Here is a 23,507-nt window from a genome sequence, read left to right as displayed (position 1 = left end):
AAGCCTTTACTTGCGATCTTATTTTGGTTTAAGTGACTTGCATTACGCTGCTGTTATTCGATTAATTATTTTGATATTCAGGGAAAATCATAGCGTTTGCAAATTCAGCCTGAAAGTCCATGTCGAGCGAAAGTTGAATATGATTTACCGCTTTTGCTATTTCCTCTGCTCTGTGACGGGCATTGGTGGATAATAGAGCTAACTGAGCGCCTTCCAGAGAGCTGTTGCCGATAAAGCTGATTTTATTATGTGATACATCTCTTGGTATAAGACCGATTCTTTGGGCGTTGGCTCTTCTTATAAATGAGCCAAAACCGCCGGCAATAAATATGTTTTCCAAGTCTTCTACTTTAGTATCAGTCTTTCGCAGCATTATCTCTATACCTGCCCGGATGGCTCCGACAGCGAGCTGAAGCTCTCTGATATCCTTCTGGCTGAGAACAACTTTGAGATCTTTGCGGCCATTGTTTTGCTCATAAACAAGAAATGAAATCTGGCCGTTTTCGCTCTTTCTAATTCTTCTCTTAATAGCATCGGAGAGTCGAGCAGGGACTTGATCCTCAGGCAATAATTGCCCGTGCGTAGAAAGAAGGCCGTTTTTCAACAGTTCGGCTGCTAAATCAATCAAACCACTGCCGCAAATACCTACCGGAGTTGCATTGCCGATGGTGCTGCAGTGGAGGTCATCGCCAAAAATGACTTTCTCTATTGCTCCATGGGTAGCTCTCATACCGCAGCTTATTCTGGCACCTTCGAAGGCAGGTCCAGCCGCAGTGGATGCAGCCCAGATTTTTTCATCTTTAACGATTGCTATTTCGCCGTTAGTGCCAACATCAACCAGTAAATAAGGGGGTTTTTCACAAGCCAGCTCTGTTACAAGAATTCCTGCCGTGATATCGCCTCCAACAAAACCACCGATTATAGGGAAAAGATAAGCCAATCCCCGGTGGTTAATTGATATGCCAAGCTCACTGGCAGAAAACATCATGCCCTTTGAATGTACCGGGACAAAAGGCACTTTTCCAAGGCTTGAAGGGTCAATGCCGCAAAGCAGATGTTCCATTGTAGTATTGCCGGCGATAACCAGTTCATATACCTGTTCCCGGTGAATACTTTTTCCCTGGCACATACTCTCAATCATTTTATTGATGGTGGTAATAACCTGTATGCGTAACTGATCAAGGCAGTCATCGCAGGAAGAGGCATGTTCGATTCTTGATAAGATATCATCACCATACGATACCTGAGGGTTAATTCCGGAAGTAACAGCTATTTCTGAACCATTGCAGAGATCCATCAAAGAACCTACAATTGTGCTGGTGCCAATATCGAATGCGGCACCGTAGCATTGATTTGCGGTATTGCCCTGTTCCAGACCAATAAGCATATGGTCAGCTAAAACTGCTGTAGCTTTGAATTCATTTTCACGCAGAAACTTTGGCAGTTTTCTTAATTGTTCCAATCCCAGTTTATGTTCGCCTATTTGCCTGCTTAGCCGCTCAACGTCTGGTTTATTATCTTCTCTTGTTGGTTCAGTAAGCTCGACATATTTCTTGCTTATCGCCGGTCTGGTTTGAATTTTCTCTATCCCGCGTCCCTTTGTAAGAATCTTCTGGCTTGCAATAATCAGCGATTCATCAGGTATATATACCGTCATATTATTCTGGACGGATGTCTGGCAGGCCAGTCTCCAGCCCATCTTCAATTCTTCCCGGCTGAATATATCTTCTTCAATTTGACAAGGGATTGTTTTCTCCTCTGATGTGATTTGAATTCGGCATTTTCCGCAGGTTCCCTGGCCGCCGCAAGGCATATTTATGTTTATACCTGCCCGGCCCGCGGCCTCTACTATCTTGGTTCCAGGCAATACAAAAACATTTCGTCCGGAAGGTTGAAATATAACACGAAGTTGTTGTTCTGACATGATAAAGCTCCTTTTTATAGTTTTTATTATTTTTTCTTAAGTGTTTCTTAACCCAAGGCCACATCGAGTATCATCATAACAATAAATCCTATCATAGCACCACCGGTGGCCAGATCGATATTTCCATGCCTTTGCGATTCAGGGACAACATCTTCTATAACAACAAATATCATCGCGCCCGCGGCAAAAGCAAGGGAATACGGAAGAATCGATTTTATGGTTACAACAGCTAAAACCCCGGCAACTGCCGCAATTGGTTCCACCAGTCCGGACAACTGCCCATACCAAAAAGCCCTGAATCGAGATATCCCTTCGCGTCTAAGTGCCATAGAAACTGCCAATCCTTCAGGAAAATTTTGAAGGCCGATACCAATGGTAAGTGCAACAGCCGCGATCAGAGTTGCCGACGGCAATCCTGCAGATGCTGCTCCAAACGCCACTCCTACAGCTAATCCTTCTGGTATGTTATGTAAAGTAATAGCAAGAACTAAGAGCGTAGTACGCTGCCAGGAAGTTTTAATTCCCTCCGCTTGCCCTGCAGAAAGACCTCCATGCAGATGAGGCAGTACCATATCTATTAACCTAAGCACCAGTCCGCCAAGGAAAAATCCCACAGCAGCAGGTACCCACGATGGAATTGGCAGTTCTTTAGACATTTCGATGGCAGGTGCAAGCAGTGACCAGAAACTGGCCGCGATCATAACACCAGCTGCGAAACCAAGCATAAAATCCATAAGTTTTTTATTAACTTTTAATGTGCAAAAGACCGCCGCTGCGCCAAGGGCGGTCACACCCCAGGTAAAACAACCGCCAACAAGAGCTTGAAAGACAGGATTAAATTGTTGTAAATAAGTTAACATATGCATAAGTCAGTGATTATGGTTGAAAATAAACGATACGCTGTTTAATTTTAGTCATTTTAACTCTCGAGGATCGTGACATTCTTCAATTTCTCTTATTTTGTCCACTCTCCTTTTATGCCTGCCGCCGCCTGTTTTGGTCTTCAGCCAGGTTTCTATTATTTTGTGCATAAGATTCTCATCCTCTAAATCCGCTGAAAGACATAAGACATTTGAATGGTTGTGATGTCTTGAGATCTCGGCACTCATCTGGTCCATACAAAAAGTTGCTCTTATTCCTTTTACTTTATTGGCGGCTATACACATACCCATCCCGGTGGAGCAGACCAATACAGCCATGTCAATCTCTTTTTTTGCTACAGATGTTGACACTGCGTACGCTATATCCGTGTAGTCCACAGGATTCCTGCTGTCGGATCCAAAATCAATGCATTGATGACCCAGTTGTTTGATAAAACCTATTATTGATTTTCTGGTTTCAAATCCCCGGTGATCATTGCCAAATCCAATCTTCATTTTAAATCACTCCTGTATCTGAAATTACAATTCCAGGAATACATTTCGTTTATGGTCATTTATCAGCCTGCGAATCAAAAAAATTATCCTCTTTAACGAACAAAAGCGGGAAAACAATGTCGCTTAGACAGCAAGGTGTCCACACCGCCAAAAAAAGAAACAGGAAAATACCCACATATAAATACCAATTCAGAGATCCTTCTATGGCCATTATGATATGAAATAGTGATGCCCACGTACTTAACAGGACATGTCCGGCATGCGGGAATTTTGTCCTCGGCCTAAAACAAGCTAAGGCTGTTCCCAGCAACGCTAATGGATTTACCAGCCACCATTTTTCAATAAATCCTATATGAATCTCTCTATTAGGCAAATTCAGTAAAACTTCTCCGATGTAGGGTATTAATGAATCGCTGATGGTAGCAATGCCAACCGAACCGACGTAACCGATAATTAATAGAACCCACAGATTGCATTTGCCTCTAAAGCATTGACCGCTTATGTGTTTGCAGGTATGAAGCTCATACATTGATGCGGTGACGAGTGCGCTCAGAACAACATGGATGGGGTGAAGTGTATAAAATATGTTGTATGAAATATTGTGGGGCAGTTTCTGGGAAAAAAGTATAATTATAATACCGGTAAAAGCTCCAAAAAATGTGAAGGGAGCATGATTTCCCAGTTCTTTTATTATTACATTAACCATTGTCTTTACCTCATTAATCATAATTATCGTATATTGCTTTTGCGTTAGTCTTAGCCACCAGTTTTGAGCAGCAGTATGACTCAAAAAAATCTTTGTAAATGCTCTCAGCTGGTATCTTGTTTTATTGCAGAATAAACCTCAATAAGTTGATATCTGCATACATATTGACCGGGCTGCTATGTTAAAGCCTTGTAATAAAGCATCTGGTTTTGCCGCTTTGTTTCAATCCTGCCCTCAGCAGATAACTCTTCTATGTACTTAACAACTTCGTTTCGATGAAGGCCCAGCCCCGCTGCAATATCCTCAATGGAACACGGCCGGCGCTGCAGCAGTATTAGTATGTCCTCACGTCTGGCAGTGAAGTCCTCTTCTTTGTGAACGTTTCTGTAATCGGCAATAATCTCCGCTCTCTCAAATAATTGAATGGCGATCTCCTCTAATTGGTTTTTTGGCACTTGTTCGGCATAATCTTCGGCCGGGGGGCGGGTAACTGTGTTTATCTGGACTAAGTCCGGCTGTATTAAATCTATACAGCTTTTTAATTTGACGATTTCAGCCTGCGGCGTTGTCACTCCGGCCAACAGGAATACCTCTAACCAGTATTGCCCTCTAAAAAAGCTGCGGAAATCCACAAGCCCCTGAAGCATTTTACTGAACGTAATATCCGGATGGGGTCTGTTGACATACTGAAAAACACGGTTGCTTCCAGCGTCAAGTGAAGGAATAACCATATCAGCATTATTCAAGGCATATCTTACTTCCGGCAGCCACAGCAATGAGCCGTTGGTTAGTACCGCCACGGGAGTATCAGAGATTTCTTTAATTTTAAGAATCAGCTCTTCAAGCTTGGAAAATAAGGTTGGCTCACCGGAACCGGAAAGTGTTATATAATCAGGCTTCAAATATAGATGGTCTTTGAGCTGATCTATAACATCCGTCAAAGGAACCCATTCTTTTCTCTGGGTGGTTTTGTTTGTGGTTCTGCCCAGCTGACAATATACGCAGTCATAACTGCAGGTTTTAAAAGGCACAAGATCAACTCCAAGTGACCTTCCCAGTCTTCGGGAAGGAACCGGGCCGAAAATGTAATTGCGCTTTTTATTGTTCGTATCATTTTCCATTTCATAGCTTTCTTTTACAATTATGATTTATCCGTTTGCGGACTTCTCTGGTATTTATTTATCAAATAAAGTTCACAATACTCTGCTTAAAAGCCAAAGCTGTCTGGCTGTCTTTGTATTGCTGAATATAGGGCTTTCCGGAATCACAGGCATCAACGATTGCAGGGTCTATAGGTATTCTGCCCAGAAAAGGAACCCCCATTTCTTCTGCCATTTTTTCACCTCCGCCTGACTTGAATATATCAGTCTTATTGCCGCATTTGGGGCAGATAAACCCGCTCATATTTTTTATTACTCCCAGAACGTTTACATTGAGATTTCTGCAGAAGGTAATACCTTTCCGCACGTCCGATAACGCCAGTTCCTGCGGCGTGGTAACAATTACGGCTCCGGTACAACTTTCAAGAAGCTGTACTATTGAGAGGGGTTCGTCACCGGTTCCCGGAGGTGAATCAACAATGAGATAATCCAGTTGTCCCCACTGAACATCTTTTAAAAACTGTTTAATCATGTGGACCGTGAATATCAATATCGAGCAACCCGACCTTCTTACCTGAAGTGCCAGTGAAATCGCCAGATTCACCGACACCGTGCTTTTTCCGACACCCCCTTTGCCGGAAAGGACAAGAATTTTATTTTTTATCATGTTCATCCGAACACGGATTTGCTCTTGTTCAAGTTTCATCTGTTTTTTTATATCTTCTTGCTGTGTTTGTGAAGCCTGCGTAGCCATGTTAGTTCCTTTATTGTTTCCTTACGGCACTTTTCATTCTTGTACGGGTATTTTTAATTTTTGAAGTTCTTAACTATATCTGTCTTTTGCTGTTCTGCCCAGATGCCGCCCGCGGATATTTGAACAGGGCGGCCGATTCTTCAAAATCACAGTTCTTGTTTGATCGATTTATCATTCTATGGATGTCCTCACCCCAGGGCATATATGATTTCCCGATACATTGATTTAACTTTCTCAGCAATTTCACCGCCGGTGTATTCAATCAGAGTTGCTCTCATTATCTGTGCCTTTGTGAAGGATTCGTCATAAGGTATTTTTCCGATAACCTTTGTGCCTTTTGCCTGGGATTCTTCCTCTATCCGTTCTGTCATCTCAAGATTTATATCTGCTTTATTTATGCAAACCAGAGTTTTAATACCAAAATTTGATGTAAGCTGCATGACTCTGTCAAGATCATGAATCCCTGAAAGCGTGGGTTCTGTAACCACAAGAACCAGATCTGCACCGGCTATTGAGGCAATCACAGGACAGCCAATACCTGGAGAGCCATCAACAATCAATAAATTTTTAATCTGTTCTTCTGCTATTCTTTTAGCCTCTTTGCGAATTAATGTCACTAATTTGCCGCTGTTCTCTTGAGCAATGCCAAGTTTTGCGTGTACCATTGGGCCAAATCTGGTCTCTGATATAAACCACTGACCGTTAATCGCGTCTTTGAATTCAATAGCCCCAACCGGACAAAATTCAACACAGACATTGCAGCCTTCACATGATACAGGGTCAACAGTATATGTTTTATTTATTGTCTCATTAGCAGGTCCATTGAGGCTGATAGCCCCAAACCGGCACATGTCAAAACACACGCCGCATCCGATGCACTCTCCGGCTTTAATGACGGCTTGTCTGCCGCCGGAGAAATCCTGTTTATTATTTATCTTAGGATTCATAACTAAATGTAAATCCGCTGCATCCACATCACAGTCTGCTAAAACAAAGTCCTGTGCCAGAGAGGCAAAGGCCGCTGTTATGCTTGTCTTGCCTGTTCCGCCTTTACCGCTTATTACTACTAATTCCTTCATGTAACAAATTTCCTTGCTGGTTTGCCGTTACATAACTGCAAATTGCTATAGAGTTTAACTTTTATCCGGTGGTTATTATTTACTGATGACATTTTTTATGTCTTTTATTTTGTCTATTGTCATCTCAGCGACCTTTTTTTCCTTATTAAAATAGCGAATCATCCGTTCACAAAACTGGTCCTGTTCCTGCGGCGTCTCAAAATACCTTAAAAGATCTTTTGTCTTTGTCAGATTTGCTTCAATCTCCTGCGGAATCCTTTCGCTGTCATGTCTTACCGCGTCCTGCGGACATAAATCATGGCATTTGCCGCATCTTATACACAGATCGTCATTAATAACAGCTTTACGGTTTTCTTGCTCTGTTATAGCATCTACCGGGCATTCATCTACACAAATGCTGCAGCCTACACATAAATCCTGATTTACCCATGGCATGTTTTAATTCTCCTGAATGTTTGTTTTTCTTTAATTTTCTTTAACTTAAAGGTTTCTCTCTGCCGTTTTACGAGATTCCAGTTATTAGGTTTCGTTTGCATATAAATTCCCGGCAGTTTTTGGATTATCTACCGTTCTTTTTACATTTTCATATAACTTCAAAAACTTTTGCTTATAGTCCGGTATTGCCTCTACCATCAAAATACCCCGTGAATAGCTTTCAGCAACTTTACGGTCATTGGGGATTTTGATCATAATTTCTATGTCTTCTCTCTGACAGTAATTTACAACCGAATCATCACCAATATCGCTTCTGTTTACTGCGACGGCAAACGGCAGTTTCAGCTCTCTTACCATACCCACCGCCAATTCAAGATCGTTAAGCCCGAAAGGAGTCGGTTCAGTGACGAGCAATACAAAATCGCACCCCTTTATCGCTTCAATCACGGGACATGATGTTCCCGGCGGGGCATCTATGATAGAGACACGATTTCCGCTCGCTTTATTCTTTACATATTTGATCAATACAGTTGTCTGAATAGTTCCAATCTCTAACTTACCGTGGGTGAAGAATATCTCATTCGATTTTCCTGATTCGGCAATACCTATTTTGCGTTGTTTTTCACTTATGGCATTTTCCGGGCAAATTGCCATGCATCCGCCGCACGAATGGCAAAGCTGCTCAAAGACCAAGACCTTACCCTTTATACATACGATTGCACTGTATTGACAAAGATTACCGCATTTCCCGCAGCCTGTACATTTCGTATGGTCAACTTCAGGTACACCAATTGTAACATCTTCACTGACATCAATATGCGGCTTTAGGAATATATGGCCGTTGGGTTCCTCTGCATCGCAATCCAGATATTGGGTTTTGTACCCATTATGAGAAATAGAATATGCCAAGTTGGTGGCAATGGTGGTTTTGCCAGTTCCGCCTTTACCGCTTGCAATTGCTATCTTCATCAGGGCATCCTTTGCTTCAAATCTTTTTCCCAATCAAAGCCATCACACTTCAGCCAGCCTTCCGGAGGCAGTAAATCAAAATCAACCGGTTTACAATCGTGCCAGCGGCCATCATCGGATATCTGCCACTTAGTGTAGAAATTGATAGGGGATGTTGTTTTATCTATTCTGAAACCTTTCGGGTGAAATCCTGTATCTATCTCTTTTGGTTCGTATGTTTTCTGCATTATAATTCCTTTGATTTATTCTTCTTAGCTCTCGATATTCTGCCGGGCAATTATAATTGCACCACTGGGGCACCCGGATACACACAAAGCACATCCGGTACAAACTTCAGGGTTGACAACAGCATATTTTTGTATAGTAATGGCGTTGTTTGGGCAGACATCGGCACAAATCCCACAAGCATTACATTTATCCTTCTGAACCACGGCAATTGCTTTGTGCCCGCCGCCAAGCTGATTTATTTTTTGGTCCAGCTGTTGTTTTTGCTGCTCTAACATCCGGGCCTGCTGTTTTAGTGCGGCTAATTCCTGCTCCGGGGTTTGCGTTTCGGTATCCTCCGTGACATCTGTTTCATATCCGCCCCGAGGCATATCCATCGGAGCTGCCATGCCCATACCACGCCCCATACCCATGCCGCGGCCCATTCCTCTGCCCATGCCGCGGCCGCCGCCCATTCCAAAAGCTGCACCTGCAAAACCTTGACTTCCTGTGTCAGTTGCCGAGAGTTCATTTGCTGCGGGAGTTTGAGGTGGGGCGTTTATACCATAATGACTGGCCACATTTGGCCCGGATGCAGAGGATAAGCTGCCGCTTTTGAATTCTTCAACGGCAGTGCGGACCATTCCACTTACACCGACTATAACCTGTATCCCCGCCTGGCCGAAAACACTAAAGGCATTGGGGCCGCAATTGCCGGTCAACACAGTGGTTACACCTTTTTCCGACATTAGCTGAGCAGACTGAATGCCCGCGCCGCCGCCCAATACTGTATTTGGGTTTTCAATAGCTTCCAACTGCATCGTATTGGTGTCAATGATCAAGAAATATAAGCAGCGACCAAATCGAGTCTCCACCTGGTCGTCGAGCCCGGGCCCTGCTGAGGTTACTGCAATTTTCATTAGTTTCCTTTCTAACTTAATGGGCATGTTCCGGTTGGGCAACTGCCGCTTTGCGTAGATTTTGAGCTGCTGCCTGCAGAAAATGTTGAAACCACTTTCTGCATCTCGTCACTGCCGCATTTTTCACACTTATGTTTTTTTGAACTGCCGGATTTTTCCAGAAATTCACTTTTTGCACCGCATTTTTTACATTTGTATTCAAATATCGGCATTAAATTAACTCCTCATGAATTAGTTACAGCTTCACTTAAAAATACAGCGGTCTTAAATACTGGATGGCAAACACTTGCCACCTTATTGTACAGCCCTGCAATAAAGGGCTGAATCTACCGATAAAGCTGGAGATAGTGCCGTGCATTATACGAACCACTATCCCCATAAATCCCTTAAGAGCCTGAGATAGCTAAATTCGCAGCTATCTTAATCTCACTCTTTGCTGTTTTTCTGGCTTTCTAGTTCCTCAATACGCTTTTGTATCCCATCAAGCGTATCTCCAAGGTATTCGGCCTGGCCTTTGAGAGCGTCTATCTCTTGCTGTGGTGCAGCTGTTGGCGCAAACCCTGCGCGGCTATATGCCGGTACGCCGTATCCAGCTCTTTGCCACCCTGGAAGACCGGTTGCATAGAACCAGTTACGGCGACCCCAGCCTCCGCCGCGGCCCCAGCCGAAATATCCACGTCCGCCAACAGGATTTGCATAACCCGGCACTGAATAGCCGACGCAAAAACCCGCGGCTCTACCTGTCATTGGTCCCATTCCTCCGGGACCTGTTCCATCGCCACCTGGCATAATAGTCTCCTTTCAAAAAAGTTAACCTCTTGTCATTTTTGTTCCACACTTTGGACAGCTGTTGGCCTCGCAAGGCAATGAAAAATATTCTTATAAATCTCTGTTATGTCTGTCTTGCCGGCTGTCAAAACCTTTGCGGGCACCTTTCCAGCAGCCGGGCAAGGCATATTTTGGCAGATACAACAGTCCTGTTTTGTATGCATCCAAAACCTGCTCTGTCCTGCCTGTAACAAAGGGCAGCACCTTAATTTCTGAGCTGTTCAAGACATCATTCAACGACCTGGAGATTGCCCCGCAGATGAGCACATCAACATTCAGCCGCCTCAATCTAATTGCTTTTTCCTGTCCGCTTAGCTCTGTCAAAAAAACTTCCTTACGGTTTTTTTCTTTACCGTTTTCCAACTCGACGAGCAGAAGTTTATTGGCAAAGTCAAAGACGCTCGAAACATTATTCTGCCAAATTGATATTGCAATTCTCATAAGCAATCTCCATACTTCTTTTATGCAACTTCTGTGCCTAATATTCTACGAATAGGGGGCGTGGTTGGTAAGTGTGTGTATTTAAAGAGCTTACGAATTTAGAGAAGTTCTGTAAAAGAAATGCCGCATCAATTTTAATTGCGTACTGCAATACTGAATTGAAATAGTTCCGTGCAATATGCAACAGTGTTAAAAGTTGGACGAAGGGGCAGGAAAATTATTTGCTGGTAGAATTGATGTTTTTTAGTTTTCTGAAAAGTGTGCTGGCATTTATCCCCAATTCCTTTGCTGCCGCCGTACGATTGCCTCCATTACGACTCAAAGCCCTTTCTATCATCAGAGCTTCCATCTGTCTGAGAGTCCTGAAATTGTCAAGGTTTTGATCCTTGCCTCCGACATCTTTTTGGATTGCCGGGGGCAAATCTTTGGCCTCAATAACGTCGCCGTGACAAAGGATAAAGCTGTGCTCAATAATATTTTCAAGCTCCCTTATATTGCCGGGAAATTCATAACTCATAAGTGCTGCCATTGCGTTGTCACTTAGGCAGCAGATGTTTTTGTCGTAAACCTGATTGAATTTATGTACAAAATGATCAACAAGAAGCGGTATATCTTCATTTCTTTCCTTCAGAGGCGGAAGGCAGAGTTTAACTACGTTGATTCGATAATAAAGGTCATCCCTGAACATATCCTTCTCAACCAGCTCCTCTACATCTTTGTTAGTCGCGGTGATAATCCGTACATTTGCTTTTTCAGAAGAAACGGCGCCAACTGGTTCATAAGTTTTTTCCTGAAGCACCCTTAGAAGTTTAACCTGAACGGACGAGGACATTTCACCGATTTCATCCAGGAAAATGGTGCCTCCCTCTGCCAACGCAAATCGGCCCGGTTTGTCCTTTTTCGCATCGGTAAAGGCGCCGGCTTTGTAACCAAATAACTCAGATTCGAGCAATGTATCTGGAAGTGCACTGCAGTTAACGGCGATAAAAGGCTTATCTTTGCGGGGGCTCAGATTGTGAATAGCCCTGGCGAAAAGCTCTTTGCCTGTTCCAGTCTGGCCTTCAAGCAAAACTGTGCAATTGCTTTGGGCAACCTGCGGCAGAATGTCAAAAAGTTCCTGAATTTTGTGGTTGCGGCTGATTATGTCTTCGCAGCTGTACTGTTTTTTGACCTGCTTTCTCAGTTCTTCAACAACAGTCATATCCCGAAATGTTTCCACTCCGCCTATAACCTGACCTTTTTTGTCCTTAAGCAAGGCGGTGGATATTGTAATGGATTTGCGTCTGCCTTGCGCACTTATTATACAAACAGGCTTGTTAATTACCGGTTCACCTGTATCCATTGTGTGCCTCAGGGCGCAGTTGTTTTCACAGACATCGGCACGCAGAACATCTTTGCAAATCAAACCTATTGCTTTTCGACGAGGTATTCCGGTTATCTGCTCGGCGGCCCGGTTATAGGTCGTGATACGCCAGTTTTTATTAACAGTGAAGACACCATCAGCAATACTGTCTAAAATTACATCTTTTTGTTGAACAGGTTCATGTTTCATCAATATAATTATACAGTTTCTGTTAACCTTTGCAATCTACGGTTTATTTGGTCCCCCGCGAAGGGGCAGTAAGATGTTTATCTCAAATGTGTTACGAATGCAGGTTGATATTCTTTCGTGTAAACTTTAGGGGTATGAATAGCCCAGATGCATCTAATTTCTCGCTAACACTTTCAATCAGGCAGGAATCACGTTGACAATGAGTAAAATAATGTTAATTTTATTTGAACGGTGACAGTTCCCAGGACAGTTCACAGCTGATAAATACTTTTAAAGAATGAAAGTTATGAAAAAACTTGACAAAATCAACCATTATTTCAGAGAAGCACTTCTGGAAACAGTACCCTGCGCTGTCTTTATGGTTGATCAGAACCATCAGGTTATTTACTGGAATAACTCGGCAGAAGAAATAACAGGCTACAATGAATCTGAGATAGTCGGCCAAACCTGCGAAAAATTAAGGTTGAATATCTGTGCCAATCAAGACCCTGAAACACGCAAAACATTCTGTCCATTGCTTTCCGGCGGCAATTACGGAGAGGTGGAATGCGAAATGCGTAAAAAAGACGGTTCTGTTGTTCCTGTGATGCGAAAAAGCCGTCCTGTTTTTGATGATCAGAATCAGATTATCGGCGCAATTGAAGCACTGATTGATGTGAGCCTGATCAAGCAGGCCCGAACAGAGATCCGTCTTCTCAAACATGAAATCGCCAGACGCGGAAAATTCGGACAAATGGTCGGACGCTCTGAAAAGATGCAAAGGCTTTATGAATTGATCCAGGTAGTCTCTAAGAATGACGCAAACATCCTTATTGAAGGAGAAACCGGAACCGGTAAAGAATTAGTAGCTAAGACAATACATTCCGAAAGCAACAGGTCGGATAAGATATTCCTCGCAGTAAACTGTGGTGCTTTGACACAATCGCTTTTAGAAGCGGAGTTGTTTGGGCACAGAAAAGGGGCTTTTACGGGTGCGGTCGAAAACAGGGAGGGATGTTTTGAGACTGCGTTTGGCGGCACTCTATTTTTGGATGAAATTGGAGAAATGCCGCTTTCATCACAGGTTAAGCTTTTGAGGGTGCTGCAGGAAAAGGAGGTTACGCGGGTTGGCGAGAGTCTGCCAAGGCCAATTGATGTTCGGGTAATAGCAGCTTCCAACAAGAAACTTTCAGATTTAGTTAATACCGGCCAATTCAGAGATGACCTTTATTACCGTCTGCATGTTGTTGAGTTGAATGTGCCGCCGTTACGTGAGCGTAAAGAAGATCTGCAGGATTTAATTTCTCATTTTATAAGTCAGTTCAATGAGGAATATAACAAAAGCATAGAGGGCTGTTCTCCCCAAGCGATGGATCGGTTTATAAATCATAATTGGCCCGGAAACATCCGTGAGCTTGAACATGTAATAGAACACGCTTTTGCGGTTACCACCAGCAGTCAGAAGGTTATCACATTCGATAGTTTGCCTGCAACTTTAACAGGGCCAAACAAACCTTTTTCCAAAGTTAAATCTGCTAAGACAAGAGATTTTGACGAAAGATCAAAGTTAGAAGAAGTCTTAGCCAAAGCTGAAGGCAATAAATCGCAGGCAGCCCGGATGTTAGGTATAACCAGGGCCGGTTTGTATAAGAAATTGCGCCGATTCGGACTGTAAACTTCTTTCATTTAGTATGCGCATTCCTGCATTGGTTTGCGCATACCCAGAGCTTCACAAAATATATTCCCCGCTCCACTCATTTATCTAACCACTTTATCTGTATGGACCTGTGACAATGCAGGTCTTTTTTTAGTTTTCTGGCATACCTTTTGCAACTCTATCAGTCAGCTTTGAATTATTTAAATAGGCTGATTTAACAACGGTATTCGGTACAAGTTTTTCACGAATCCAGATGTTGATATTATGCCGCTTAAAAAACAACGAAACTTTAATATATGGAGAGATATTGTGAAAACAGTAAATATATCCATTTTGGTCGCTGTTGGTTTTCTGGCCTTGTTTTTTATTTCCGGATGTCAGGAATCCCGAGAAACAAGCGATGAATGCCGTACGGCGTATGAACAAAATCAGAAGATGTATGATTACGCAGGTGAAGTGCCTGAGGTTTGTAAGGACTAAGCAGCCCGTAATAGCAGTTATTGAAAAAAAATTATTTCAGGAGTCAATATGTCAGATTTAGTTATAGAAGCTAATTCAGATAACTTTGGAAAAATCATTGAACAGGGAATTAGTCTGGTAGATTTCTGGGCGCCCTGGTGCGGTCCCTGCAAAATGCAGGTGCCGATATTAGAAGAACTGGCCGCGGAAACCAGAGATGAGGCAAGAATTCTAAAAGTGAATGTGGATGAAGCCGAAGATGTTGCGATGAAATATGGGATTCAGGCTATACCGACCCTGATCCTGTTTAAAGACGGGCGTGAAGTCCGGCGTTTTGTCGGCGTACAGTCAGGAGAAAGCCTGGCAAATGCAATAACTGCTCAGTCGTAAAAACCGCGGCTTTGCGAATAAATACCTGTGGAGAGACGCAGTGTTTATTTCGCCGTTAAGCTCAGTAATGAATAATTAATAAAGTAATTAAGGCCTGATTATAAGGATGAATCAATGGAACAATGCCATTTTCAAGATACATATCCAATCTACTCAAAAGAATTTCCAAAAACTCATGTTGCTTTTCAGAATGTCGATGAGATTTGTTCGTATTTCTGCGATCAAATCGAAAACCATCCATTTGCCAGATATGTCAGCACTTTTGACCATTATGAACATACTGTTGGAATTGATGAGGGGCTTATTGACAAAGCCATAATGGCGGCCAAGGTGGTTTTGTTCTGTTTTGGAAAAAAACTTACAGACCCTAGGGTTTTATCTGTCCGGCCCAGGGCGATCGGTATCTGCGAGACCGATACCCACTATGTTGTTTCTTTTCTTGAAGCACCGAATCCGCTGCTGACAGAAATACTGATCAAGTGGGTCAGCGATATCAAAGCTGTACCGGCTTAAAATAGATGTTTATTGGAATCGTTTTTTACGCCCGGAGTTAATATATGTGGAATAAAATAGCATTTGCTCAGAAATATTTAGTTTATAATATCCCTGCCTGCATGATATTAGGTCTTATTTACGGTTATTATTATGATGCCTCTTTCCTAAAGACCTTTATTGTGCCATTGACGTTTTTGATGGTTTATCCGATGATGGTAAATCTCCAGATCAAAAAAGTATTCTCTGGAGGTGACGTGAAGGTTCAGCTGGTTACGCAGTTCATCAACTTTGCGATAATTCCATTCGCTGCCTTCGGTATTGGTAAGCTCTTTTTCTCAGACAGTCCGCTTATAGCCCTTGGCTTGCTTCTGGCGGCTTTGCTTCCAACAAGCGGTATGACGATTTCGTGGACGGGCTTTGCCAGAGGCAATATCAATGCAGCCATTAAGATGACTGTCATTGGTCTTATTGCGGGTTCCCTGGCAACACCGCTTTATATCAAGTGGTTAATGGGGGCTGTTATTGAAATTCCACTTTTAAATGTGTTTAAACAGATTGCAATTATTGTCTTTCTTCCAATGGTTGCCGGCTATTCAACTCAGCGGTTCATTATCAAGAGATACGGTGAAGCAAAATATCATAAAGACATTAAAAAGAAGTTTCCCCTGATTTCCACCATAGGTGTCTTAGGTATTGTATTTGTTGCGATGGCAATAAAATCCAAAACAATTATATCACAGCCTTCATTGCTTCTGATGTCCCTGGTGCCGCTGATAATACTCTATTTTGTCAACTTCTCTATCAGTACATTAGTCGGGAAACTGCTTTTTTCTCGAGAGGATGCAATTGCTCTGGTTTACGGAACGGTGATGCGGAATCTCTCTATCGCACTGGCTATTGCTATGACTGTTTTTGGGAAACAGGGCTCTGATATAGCTCTGATCATAGCCATTGCCTATATCATTCAGGTTCAGTCTGCTGCATGGTATATTAAGTTTACTCCAAAAATATTTGGTAAAACACCTGAAGAAACAGCTCAGGACATTATGGCAGTAGGTGTATTTGCCCTTCATAATAAAGCAACTTTACATGATGCGATAAAGATGCTGGATGAGGAACATATACATTCAATAATCGTTTTATCAGATGATAATAAACCAGCAGGAGTGCTGACTGCTGAATCGCTTATCAATCTTTTGGCGGATCAAGTGTCACTTGATAGAAGGCTTGATCAGGTAGAGCTTATGCCTGTGCTCAACATCAGGTATGACGCTCCAATATCAGAAATAGCCCAGAAAATGAAGAGAAAACATGAATACAAAGTCATTGTGACAGATAAAAAAGGGAATATTACTGGTGTGTTGACAGAAATGGATATCTTACATAACAGCGTATAAATGCTTTCAAACAATTGATGTTTTTCAACATTTGAACGTCATTACTGACAAAAGGTTTTCTAATGAAAAATACATTTATCATAACATTAACAGTACTTGCAGTAATCAAGGGATCCGGCTGCACAGCAGGTAATCAGGATATTTACCGCAAACCGGAAACAGTCAAGCTCAAACAGCCGCTTAAGGAAACTCTAAAAGGTCAGTCTTATGACAACGTATCTGATTCACAAGATGTTTCTGCTGCTCAAAAGTGTGGATTAGAATTAACTCTTGAGCAGTGCCTTGAAACTGCATTTGAAAATAACCCTGAAATAATGCAGAGACAATGGGATACCGAGACCTCTCTGGCAGGTAAGGATATCGCAGAAGGAGCCTTATGGCCAACTATTAGCGCAGAAGGCGGATATGAACATTTTAGAGAAGATAGACTGATTCAGCCCAGAAGGCCCGGAACCTCAGAAGTGTTACAATTCACCGACGACCTAGTCTCCGGAGATATTGTATTGAACATGCCTTTATACACAGGCGGGCGTCTTCAAAATCAGGTCAAGGCGGCTGACTTGCTTGCCAAGTCGGCTCAACATCAACTGGCTCACAGCCAAAGGGAGCTTGTCTTCAATATTACAAGTGTATTTTATTCGATGCTCGGCCAGAAGGAGGTTATCAATTCGCTGATCTTTTCTCAGGAAACACTCCGGGAGCATTTTAAAAGGACCAAAGAATTAATGGAAGCACAAAAAGCCGCACATGTTGATTTGCTGCGAACCGAAGTCCGGCTTGCAGATATTGAACAGCAATTGCTTCGTGAGCGTAATACGCTTGATATTCAAAGATTTTTATTAACCAGTTTGCTTGGTTGCGATACGGAAACTGAGGTTCTCGATATCAAAGGGCAGCTGATACTCGGTGACATACCGGATGAACTTGACCGTGGGTTCACACTTGCAATGGCATACAGACAGGATTATCAATCATTAATATCAAGGGTGGATGTTCAGCGTAAAATGCTTGATGTCGCCAAATCCCGAAGATTGCCCGAGATCTCTCTTCGAGCTTCCTATGGAAGCCGATGGGATTCAGATGATTTTGATGAAGACAACGAGGTTGGTTCGGTTGGTCTCTTCGCAGAGATGCCGCTTTTTGAAGGCGGAAGGATTGATGCGGGAATCAGGCGTGAACGCAGCCGGTTGAGATCTATTGAAGAGAGTTTAAGAAGATTGAAACTTCAGATTCAGGTCGAAGTAGAAACCGCCGCCTCAAATATAGAATCCACGCGGGCAAGGGTAGGTGTAACGGAAAAAGCGGTTGAGATGGCAAAAGAATCCCTGCGCATTGAACGCGAAAAATATGACCTGGGCAAGGGGGCGATTGTCGATGTTCTTGATGCCCAGTCGGCTCTTCTGAGCTCTCAGATGAATTATTACCGTGCCCTGGCTGACTGCAACACAGCGATAGCCCAGTTCCGCCAGGCAGCGGGATTGCCATGTGGAGATGATGTTAACCCTTAATGGAGTGTGATTATGTTTTCTAAAGTTCTCATTGCTACAGATTCATCGCCGTCCTCTTACGCCACTCTGGGATGCGCCGATGCTTTGTATATGCTTGGCACCCGTGAATGTGTTCTTGCTCAGTGTTTTATGATTAAGGAGCAAGTCGCTTTCCCCGATCAAATAAAAGACTCTATTGTGTCTTCGTTAGATACACAAAAAGAGATTCTGGAAAGTAAAGGAATTAAAACAACAGTAGTTGCAGAACTTGGGCTTGCCGGCGAGCAGATTCCGAAAATTGCAGAGAAGCGAAACTGCTCCCTTATTGTAGCCGGATCACACGGCCACAATTTAGCCAATGAGATTTTATTGGGAGGCACTGCTGCAGAAATCATACATCAGACAAAAAAACCGGTTCTAATCATTCATTTGAAGGCGGATGAAGAGACCGGAAAACCGCTTTATGCGGATAACAATAAAAATTTGAGACATCACATTTTATATGCAACAGATTTTTCAGAACATTCGTCTCTGGCGTTCGAGTATGTATGTAAATTTGTTGAGTGCGGTACTGTTCATGTAACCCTTTTGCACGTTCAAGATCAAGCCCGGCTGGGTATTCACCTTAAGGACAGATTGGATGAATTTAATGAGATTGATAAACAACGGCTAGAAGAGCTGAAAAAAAGATTGGTAAAAATCGGTGATGCTGAAATAGATATTGAAATTCCTTACGGCTCGCCGGTCAGTGAGATATTAAAGAGAATAAATGGAACAGATGTGAGTGCCGTGATCATGGGCAGCCATGGACGGGGATTTATAAGCGAGATATTTTTGGGCAGTGTCAGCCACAATGTAATACGTCATTCGCAGTCCCCTGTCTTATTGATTCCCAGACAAATTGAAGGTGCTGATCCAACTAAAGAAAGCTGTAACATCAAATAATCCAAGGAGATAACAAGTGACAATTTTAAAACATATATTGATAACCATGGTTTGTGGAGCTGTTTTTATCGGATTAAACGGCTGCAAGGATAAAAGTACAGCCGGTAAAACCAAAACAGCTCCGTTTGTAGAGGTTACCAGAGCGGAAAAGACACGCATAGTAGAGATTCTGGAGACTACGGGTGATGTTGTTGCGACAAATACAATGACTCTGGAGGCGACCGTTGAAGGGCCGATAGCTTATTGCCCCTGGCGGGAAGGAGATTTTGTGGAGAAGGCCGGGCAGAAGCTGATTGAAATTGACCGGCCTTTGTATCGCCAGGAGGTAGCAGCGGCTCAGGCGGCACTGGCCGTAACCGAAGCAAGGCTGGCTGACCTTATGGCCGGTGCACGTCCGGAAGAGATCGCTGAGGCAAAAGAATCTGTTCGGCATTTTGAGGATTGCACGGATTTTGCAAAAAAAGACTTAGACCGGATCAAGTCGCTTGTTGAAAACGGTTCTCTGCCTGGTGAAATGGCCGAGAAGGCGAGAGTCGATTACATAAAATGCCATACACAGTTAGGGGCCGCTAAGGAAAGGCTGTCCATGCTAGAAGCCGGGCCGACAAAAACAGAGATTGCGGTGGCACAGGCTGATGTAGATGAGGCAGCTGCAAAGCTGGCTCTTGCTCAGGCAAAACTTGATGAATGTTTTCTTACATCTCCGTTTCCCGGCATTATTACGGAGGTATATGTTCGGCCGGGCGACCTGGCTACGCCTCGGGCAAAGTTACTCAAAATGATGGACACATCATCTCTGGTGGTTCGGGCGGGACTGCCGGAAAGCAGCGCTGCCCAGATCCGCAAAGAGACTGAAGCTGTTGTGCGGCTGGATGCGTTTCCAGGAAAGACATTTAATGCAAAAATCGCGAGGGTTTACCCACGCATCGAAATGGAATCCCGCACTCGTATCATTGAGCTGAAGATTGTTGAACCGGTCGAGCTGATACCCCATCTTTTTGCCAGAGTATCGGTGCAGGGCCGTGTGGTCGATGATGCCCTCGTCGTTCCTGATTCAGCCATAATAGCAACCCCCAGAGGCAGCAGGATCGTTTATGTTATTGAAGATGGCAAAGCCCACATGAGACAAGTTAAGACAGGGTTGGAGCAACAAGAGTATATACAGATCACCGAAGGCTTGAAAGGCGGTGAAATCGTTGTTGTAGCCGGCAACTTGAATCTCAAGGATGGAGCCGCAGTTCAGGTGGGCGATACTTCATCGACTGCAACCACTGAGAAAATATCAGGAGAAGAGAAACAATGAAGATAACAGATATTGCACTCAAACGCCCCGTAGCGGTTACCGTATTAGTTGTTGCGACCTTTGCCGCCGGTCTTTTTAGCCTCACGCAGCTTGATGTGAATTATTTACCGGATGTCTCCTATCCTATGGTAAAAATCCATATCTGGTGGTCCGGTGCTACAGCTGATGATATCGAGAACAACATAGCCGATCCGCTGGAGGAGGTAATAGCTACCGTCGATAATCTCGATTACATTGAATCATCCAGTATAGAAGGTATGTACACGCTGCTGGCAAATTTTTCCTATGGTGTGGATGTTGAAGTGGCTTTTCAGGATGTGGTGGCTGCCATGGGCAGGGTCACAAAGAAATTGCCCCGTGACATGGATCCTCCTGTCATCATCAAAGCCGATCCGTCGCAATTGCCTGTAATTGAAGTGATGCTGACATCGGACGAGCACGACCTTGTCTGGCTTCGCGAGTGGGCGGATAACTGGCTTATAGATCGACTGGCTTCTGTTCAAGGAACGGCCGGAGCTGAGGTTGTCGGAGGAATGGAACGCGAAATTCGTGTTCACCTTGACCCGGAACGTCTTCAGGCCTACAAGCTTTCTCCGTCGCAGGTTGCCAAAGCTCTCTATGAGGGAAATCTCGAAACATTTGCCGGCCGTGTCACCATTGAACCTCGAGAGATTATCGCCCGCACTATGGGAGAGTTTGAAAATCTTGAGGAGATAAGAGATATTGTCGTAGCCAGAGATTCTAACGGGGAAGAGGTGTATATAAGGAATGTTGCCCGTGTAGAAGATTCCCATGCAGAAATGCGGATCAATACACATTTTAACGGCAAGCCCTGCGTAGAGTTCAAAGTGCTTAAACAATATGCTGCTAACGCAGTTACCGTTGCAGAAGGAGTAAAAGCTCGTTTGGAAGAACTGCGGAACAGCGGTGATATCCCGGCAGACATTGAGTTTGGTTACGTAGAAGACGATGGTCTCTACGTTAGAAATTCTGTCAATAGTGTACGTGATTCAGCCATTTTGTCCGCGATCTTAGTTGTTATTGTGGTATATCTCTTCCTGGGAAGATGGCGGCAGGTGGTTGTGATGATGGTGGCACTGCCGGTAACTCTACTGATTAATTTTGGTGTGATGAAGGCAGCTAACTTTTCTATAAATGTGTTCTCCCTGGGAGGGCTGGTGGTTGCTTTAGGAGTGATCCTGGACAATTCCATTGTTGTTATGGAAAATATCACCCGGTTAAAGTCTGACGGAGTAAAAGACTATGCCCATCGCGGCACAGAAGAGGTTGGTTCTGCAATTGTGGCTGCGACTCTTACATTTCTTGCAATATTTCTGCCATTTGTGTTTGTCCCCGGCATGGTTGCCGAACTGCTGAGTGAGCTGGTTTTTGTCGTGGGCGGGGTCGTCGTGGTTTCGCTGCTGATCGCCCTGACCCTTACACCGTTACTGACCGATAGATTGCTGCGAAGCGAAAAAAGCGGACGGACTTCGACGATAGCCAGAATTTTCGACCACGTAATTGGATTTGGAATACGAAGTTATGAGCGACTGCTGGGCGGTTGTTTACGGCTCAAGTGGCTTGTTGTAGCTTTGACACTGATAATCTTTACCATAAGTATTTGGTTAGCGTCTCGGTCTGGGACAGAGTTCTTACCCAAGCTGGATGACGGAAGAGTCATGGTTAAACTCATGATGCCGGCCGGATCATCCCTGGCTGAGGTTGACCGGATTCTTACACGGGTAGATAATCAGATTGGAGATTTACCTGAAGTACAAAGCACTTTCCGTCTTTCCGGCGGCAGAATTTTTGGGCTTTATACCCTTGAGGTAAGTAACGAAGGAAAGCTGGATATCCAGCTTGTGCCGCGAAGCCGGCGGGACATCACGACAGAAGAGTTTGTTAAGAAGATCAAGCCGTTGGTAGCCAAAGTACAGTCGCAGGAGCCTGGTGCAAAACTGCCGGTTAAACAAAGACCCATCAAAGGTCTCCGAAAAGTCGGCGAACAGGATGTCGAAGTGAATATCAAGGGAAGTGATGTTGTAATGCTCTATGAATTTTCTGAGAAATTAGCATCTCAACTAACTAAGACACCGGGATTATCCGGCGTGAACATTTCGATGGATATGACAAAACCTGAGTACCGCGTGCACATAGACCGCGCCCGTGCCTCTGCAATGGGTGTTTCTGTTGATCAAGTTGCGGCGACATTACGCACCTTGGTTCATGGTATAGTAAGTACCCAGTATCGTGAAGGAACAGAATATTATCCGATTAGAGTTATGGTGCCGGAGATATCGCTTACCAGCAAAAAACATCTGGAAAACCTGATCATGGAAACGCGTAATGGTGAACCGATTTATTTGCGGGACATCGCAGAGGTTCGTCGAGCTGTCGGGCCTGTTGAACTCTCCCGTGAAGACCAGGTAATCAGAGTCATTGTCCGTGCTGACCCGGCCGGCGTCAGTGTGGGTGAGGCCCTTGCCAGGGCTGAGCAGGTTGCTGTTGATCTGGAGCCGCCTTCAGGTGTCGAGATTTCTATGGGCGGCGAGGCCCGGTTTATCCAGGAAAGTCGCCGCGTAGTGGGCCTGATAATCGGTTTTGCCACCTTATTTGCTTATGTAATATTGGCCATTCAGTATGAATCCTTTGTGTTGCCTTTCCTTATTATTCTGAATGTTCCGTTGGCACTGACGGGAGCCCTTATCGCGCTGTTGATGGCCGGAGAGCCTGTCGGGGTTACTGTCCAGATCGGAATTCTTGTAATGATGGGCGGAATCACCTCGCAGGGTGTGGTGCTGCTGACCTTAGCTGAGCAGTATCGTCAGGCCGGAATGGCACCATTGGAGGCGATTCGTAAAGCGGCCCCAACTCGTGTCCGCCCGATATTAATGACCCAGTTAACCACTGTTCTGGGGCTGGTGCCGCTGGCAATGAACCTCGGCGAGGAAGGCGGCATGCTCGTTACGATGGCCATCGCCGTTATTGGCGGATTATTGTATTCACTGCTGTTAACATTGCTGTTTCTGCCGGCAGCTTACGGCATGGTTCGCGGCAGTACAGTCAGAAGTGAGGCTGTATAAATATGGATTTTAATTGTTATATTT

24 protein-coding genes are annotated in these 23,507 nt (G+C 44.0%); 9 read left to right on the top strand and 15 right to left on the bottom strand.

What is annotated here, in order from left to right:
• Positions 1–61: 61 nt before the first annotated feature.
• The 15 genes from SMSP2_RS10740 to SMSP2_RS10670 form a co-directional block, all read right to left on the bottom strand.
• Positions 62–1,924, bottom strand: a complete 1,863-nt coding sequence (locus SMSP2_RS10740; RefSeq protein ID WP_146683944.1) for an ASKHA domain-containing protein — start codon at positions 1,922–1,924, stop codon at positions 62–64.
• A 47-nt stretch (positions 1,925–1,971) separates the two neighbouring features.
• The gene (locus SMSP2_RS10735) at positions 1,972–2,784 is read right to left on the bottom strand and encodes a ZIP family metal transporter (RefSeq protein WP_146683943.1); all 813 of its coding nucleotides are present in this window, start codon (positions 2,782–2,784) and stop codon (positions 1,972–1,974) included.
• A 54-nt stretch (positions 2,785–2,838) separates the two neighbouring features.
• On the bottom strand, positions 2,839–3,300 hold the full coding sequence (rpiB, locus tag SMSP2_RS10730) for a ribose 5-phosphate isomerase B (RefSeq protein ID WP_146683942.1): 462 nt from the start codon (positions 3,298–3,300) through the stop codon (positions 2,839–2,841).
• A 55-nt stretch (positions 3,301–3,355) separates the two neighbouring features.
• Positions 3,356–4,006: a hypothetical protein gene (locus tag SMSP2_RS10725; protein ID WP_146683941.1), complete on the bottom strand. Its 651-nt coding sequence runs from the start codon at positions 4,004–4,006 to the stop codon at positions 3,356–3,358.
• A 176-nt stretch (positions 4,007–4,182) separates the two neighbouring features.
• Positions 4,183–5,127, bottom strand: coding sequence for a radical SAM protein (locus SMSP2_RS10720; RefSeq protein ID WP_146683940.1), 945 nt, complete (start codon positions 5,125–5,127; stop codon positions 4,183–4,185).
• A 61-nt stretch (positions 5,128–5,188) separates the two neighbouring features.
• Positions 5,189–5,860, bottom strand: a complete 672-nt coding sequence (locus SMSP2_RS10715; RefSeq protein ID WP_222566332.1) for an Mrp/NBP35 family ATP-binding protein — start codon at positions 5,858–5,860, stop codon at positions 5,189–5,191.
• Positions 5,861–6,048: 188 nt separating this feature from the next.
• On the bottom strand, positions 6,049–6,939 hold the full coding sequence (locus SMSP2_RS10710) for an ATP-binding protein (RefSeq protein ID WP_146683939.1): 891 nt from the start codon (positions 6,937–6,939) through the stop codon (positions 6,049–6,051).
• 75 nt (positions 6,940–7,014) lie between these two features.
• The gene (locus SMSP2_RS10705; protein WP_146683938.1) at positions 7,015–7,374 is read right to left on the bottom strand and encodes a DUF362 domain-containing protein; all 360 of its coding nucleotides are present in this window, start codon (positions 7,372–7,374) and stop codon (positions 7,015–7,017) included.
• 84 nt (positions 7,375–7,458) lie between these two features.
• Positions 7,459–8,343, bottom strand: coding sequence for an ATP-binding protein (locus tag SMSP2_RS10700; RefSeq protein ID WP_146683937.1), 885 nt, complete (start codon positions 8,341–8,343; stop codon positions 7,459–7,461).
• The gene (locus SMSP2_RS10695; RefSeq protein ID WP_146683936.1) at positions 8,343–8,570 is read right to left on the bottom strand and encodes a hypothetical protein; all 228 of its coding nucleotides are present in this window, start codon (positions 8,568–8,570) and stop codon (positions 8,343–8,345) included. The genes SMSP2_RS10700 and SMSP2_RS10695 overlap by 1 nt, the downstream gene beginning before the upstream one ends.
• Positions 8,571–8,594: 24 nt before the next feature.
• On the bottom strand, positions 8,595–9,467 hold the full coding sequence (locus SMSP2_RS14905) for a NifB/NifX family molybdenum-iron cluster-binding protein (protein ID WP_186804688.1): 873 nt from the start codon (positions 9,465–9,467) through the stop codon (positions 8,595–8,597).
• An 11-nt stretch (positions 9,468–9,478) separates the two neighbouring features.
• The gene (locus tag SMSP2_RS10685) at positions 9,479–9,679 is read right to left on the bottom strand and encodes an FmdB family zinc ribbon protein (RefSeq protein ID WP_146683935.1); all 201 of its coding nucleotides are present in this window, start codon (positions 9,677–9,679) and stop codon (positions 9,479–9,481) included.
• 214 nt (positions 9,680–9,893) lie between these two features.
• Entirely contained in the window at positions 9,894–10,256 is a 363-nt protein-coding gene (locus SMSP2_RS10680; RefSeq protein WP_146683934.1) for a DUF5320 domain-containing protein, read from the bottom strand.
• Between the two features lie 90 nt (positions 10,257–10,346).
• Positions 10,347–10,736 (bottom strand): NifB/NifX family molybdenum-iron cluster-binding protein, encoded by a 390-nt coding sequence (locus tag SMSP2_RS10675; protein WP_146683933.1) that lies wholly within the window; start codon positions 10,734–10,736, stop codon positions 10,347–10,349.
• Positions 10,737–10,953: 217 nt separating this feature from the next.
• Positions 10,954–12,288, bottom strand: a complete 1,335-nt coding sequence (locus tag SMSP2_RS10670; protein WP_146683932.1) for a sigma-54 interaction domain-containing protein — start codon at positions 12,286–12,288, stop codon at positions 10,954–10,956.
• 286 nt (positions 12,289–12,574) lie between these two features.
• Between SMSP2_RS10670 and SMSP2_RS10665 the strand changes: the two genes are divergently transcribed.
• The 9 genes from SMSP2_RS10665 (at position 12,575) to SMSP2_RS10630 (ending at position 23,483) form a co-directional block, all read left to right on the top strand.
• A complete protein-coding gene (locus tag SMSP2_RS10665; RefSeq protein WP_186804687.1) occupies positions 12,575–13,942 on the top strand; it encodes a sigma-54 interaction domain-containing protein in 1,368 nt (455 codons plus the stop codon).
• A 291-nt stretch (positions 13,943–14,233) separates the two neighbouring features.
• Positions 14,234–14,404: a hypothetical protein gene (locus SMSP2_RS14900; protein WP_186804686.1), complete on the top strand. Its 171-nt coding sequence runs from the start codon at positions 14,234–14,236 to the stop codon at positions 14,402–14,404.
• Positions 14,405–14,452: 48 nt separating this feature from the next.
• Positions 14,453–14,773, top strand: coding sequence for a thioredoxin (gene trxA / locus SMSP2_RS10660; protein ID WP_146683930.1), 321 nt, complete (start codon positions 14,453–14,455; stop codon positions 14,771–14,773).
• 114 nt (positions 14,774–14,887) lie between these two features.
• Positions 14,888–15,286 carry a DUF6858 family protein gene (locus SMSP2_RS10655; RefSeq protein WP_146683929.1) on the top strand — a complete coding sequence of 133 codons (399 nt, stop codon included), beginning with the start codon at positions 14,888–14,890 and terminating at the stop codon, positions 15,284–15,286.
• A 44-nt stretch (positions 15,287–15,330) separates the two neighbouring features.
• Positions 15,331–16,665 (top strand): bile acid:sodium symporter, encoded by a 1,335-nt coding sequence (locus tag SMSP2_RS10650; protein WP_146683928.1) that lies wholly within the window; start codon positions 15,331–15,333, stop codon positions 16,663–16,665.
• Between the two features lie 62 nt (positions 16,666–16,727).
• Entirely contained in the window at positions 16,728–18,173 is a 1,446-nt protein-coding gene (locus SMSP2_RS10645; RefSeq protein WP_146683927.1) for a TolC family protein, read from the top strand.
• Between the two features lie 12 nt (positions 18,174–18,185).
• Positions 18,186–19,097 (top strand): universal stress protein, encoded by a 912-nt coding sequence (locus SMSP2_RS10640; RefSeq protein WP_146683926.1) that lies wholly within the window; start codon positions 18,186–18,188, stop codon positions 19,095–19,097.
• Between the two features lie 16 nt (positions 19,098–19,113).
• Entirely contained in the window at positions 19,114–20,400 is a 1,287-nt protein-coding gene (locus tag SMSP2_RS10635) for an efflux RND transporter periplasmic adaptor subunit (RefSeq protein ID WP_146683925.1), read from the top strand.
• Positions 20,397–23,483 (top strand): efflux RND transporter permease subunit, encoded by a 3,087-nt coding sequence (locus SMSP2_RS10630; protein ID WP_146683924.1) that lies wholly within the window; start codon positions 20,397–20,399, stop codon positions 23,481–23,483. Before SMSP2_RS10635 ends, SMSP2_RS10630 begins: the two co-directional genes overlap by 4 nt.
• Positions 23,484–23,507 lie beyond the last annotated feature (24 nt).

Origin of the sequence: Limihaloglobus sulfuriphilus (genome assembly GCF_001999965.1) — a bacterium.
Classification (GTDB): Bacteria; Planctomycetota; Phycisphaerae; order Sedimentisphaerales; family Sedimentisphaeraceae; genus Limihaloglobus; species Limihaloglobus sulfuriphilus.
Note: the sequence above shows the minus strand (reverse complement) of the source record. Positions and strands in the feature narration are given on the sequence as shown.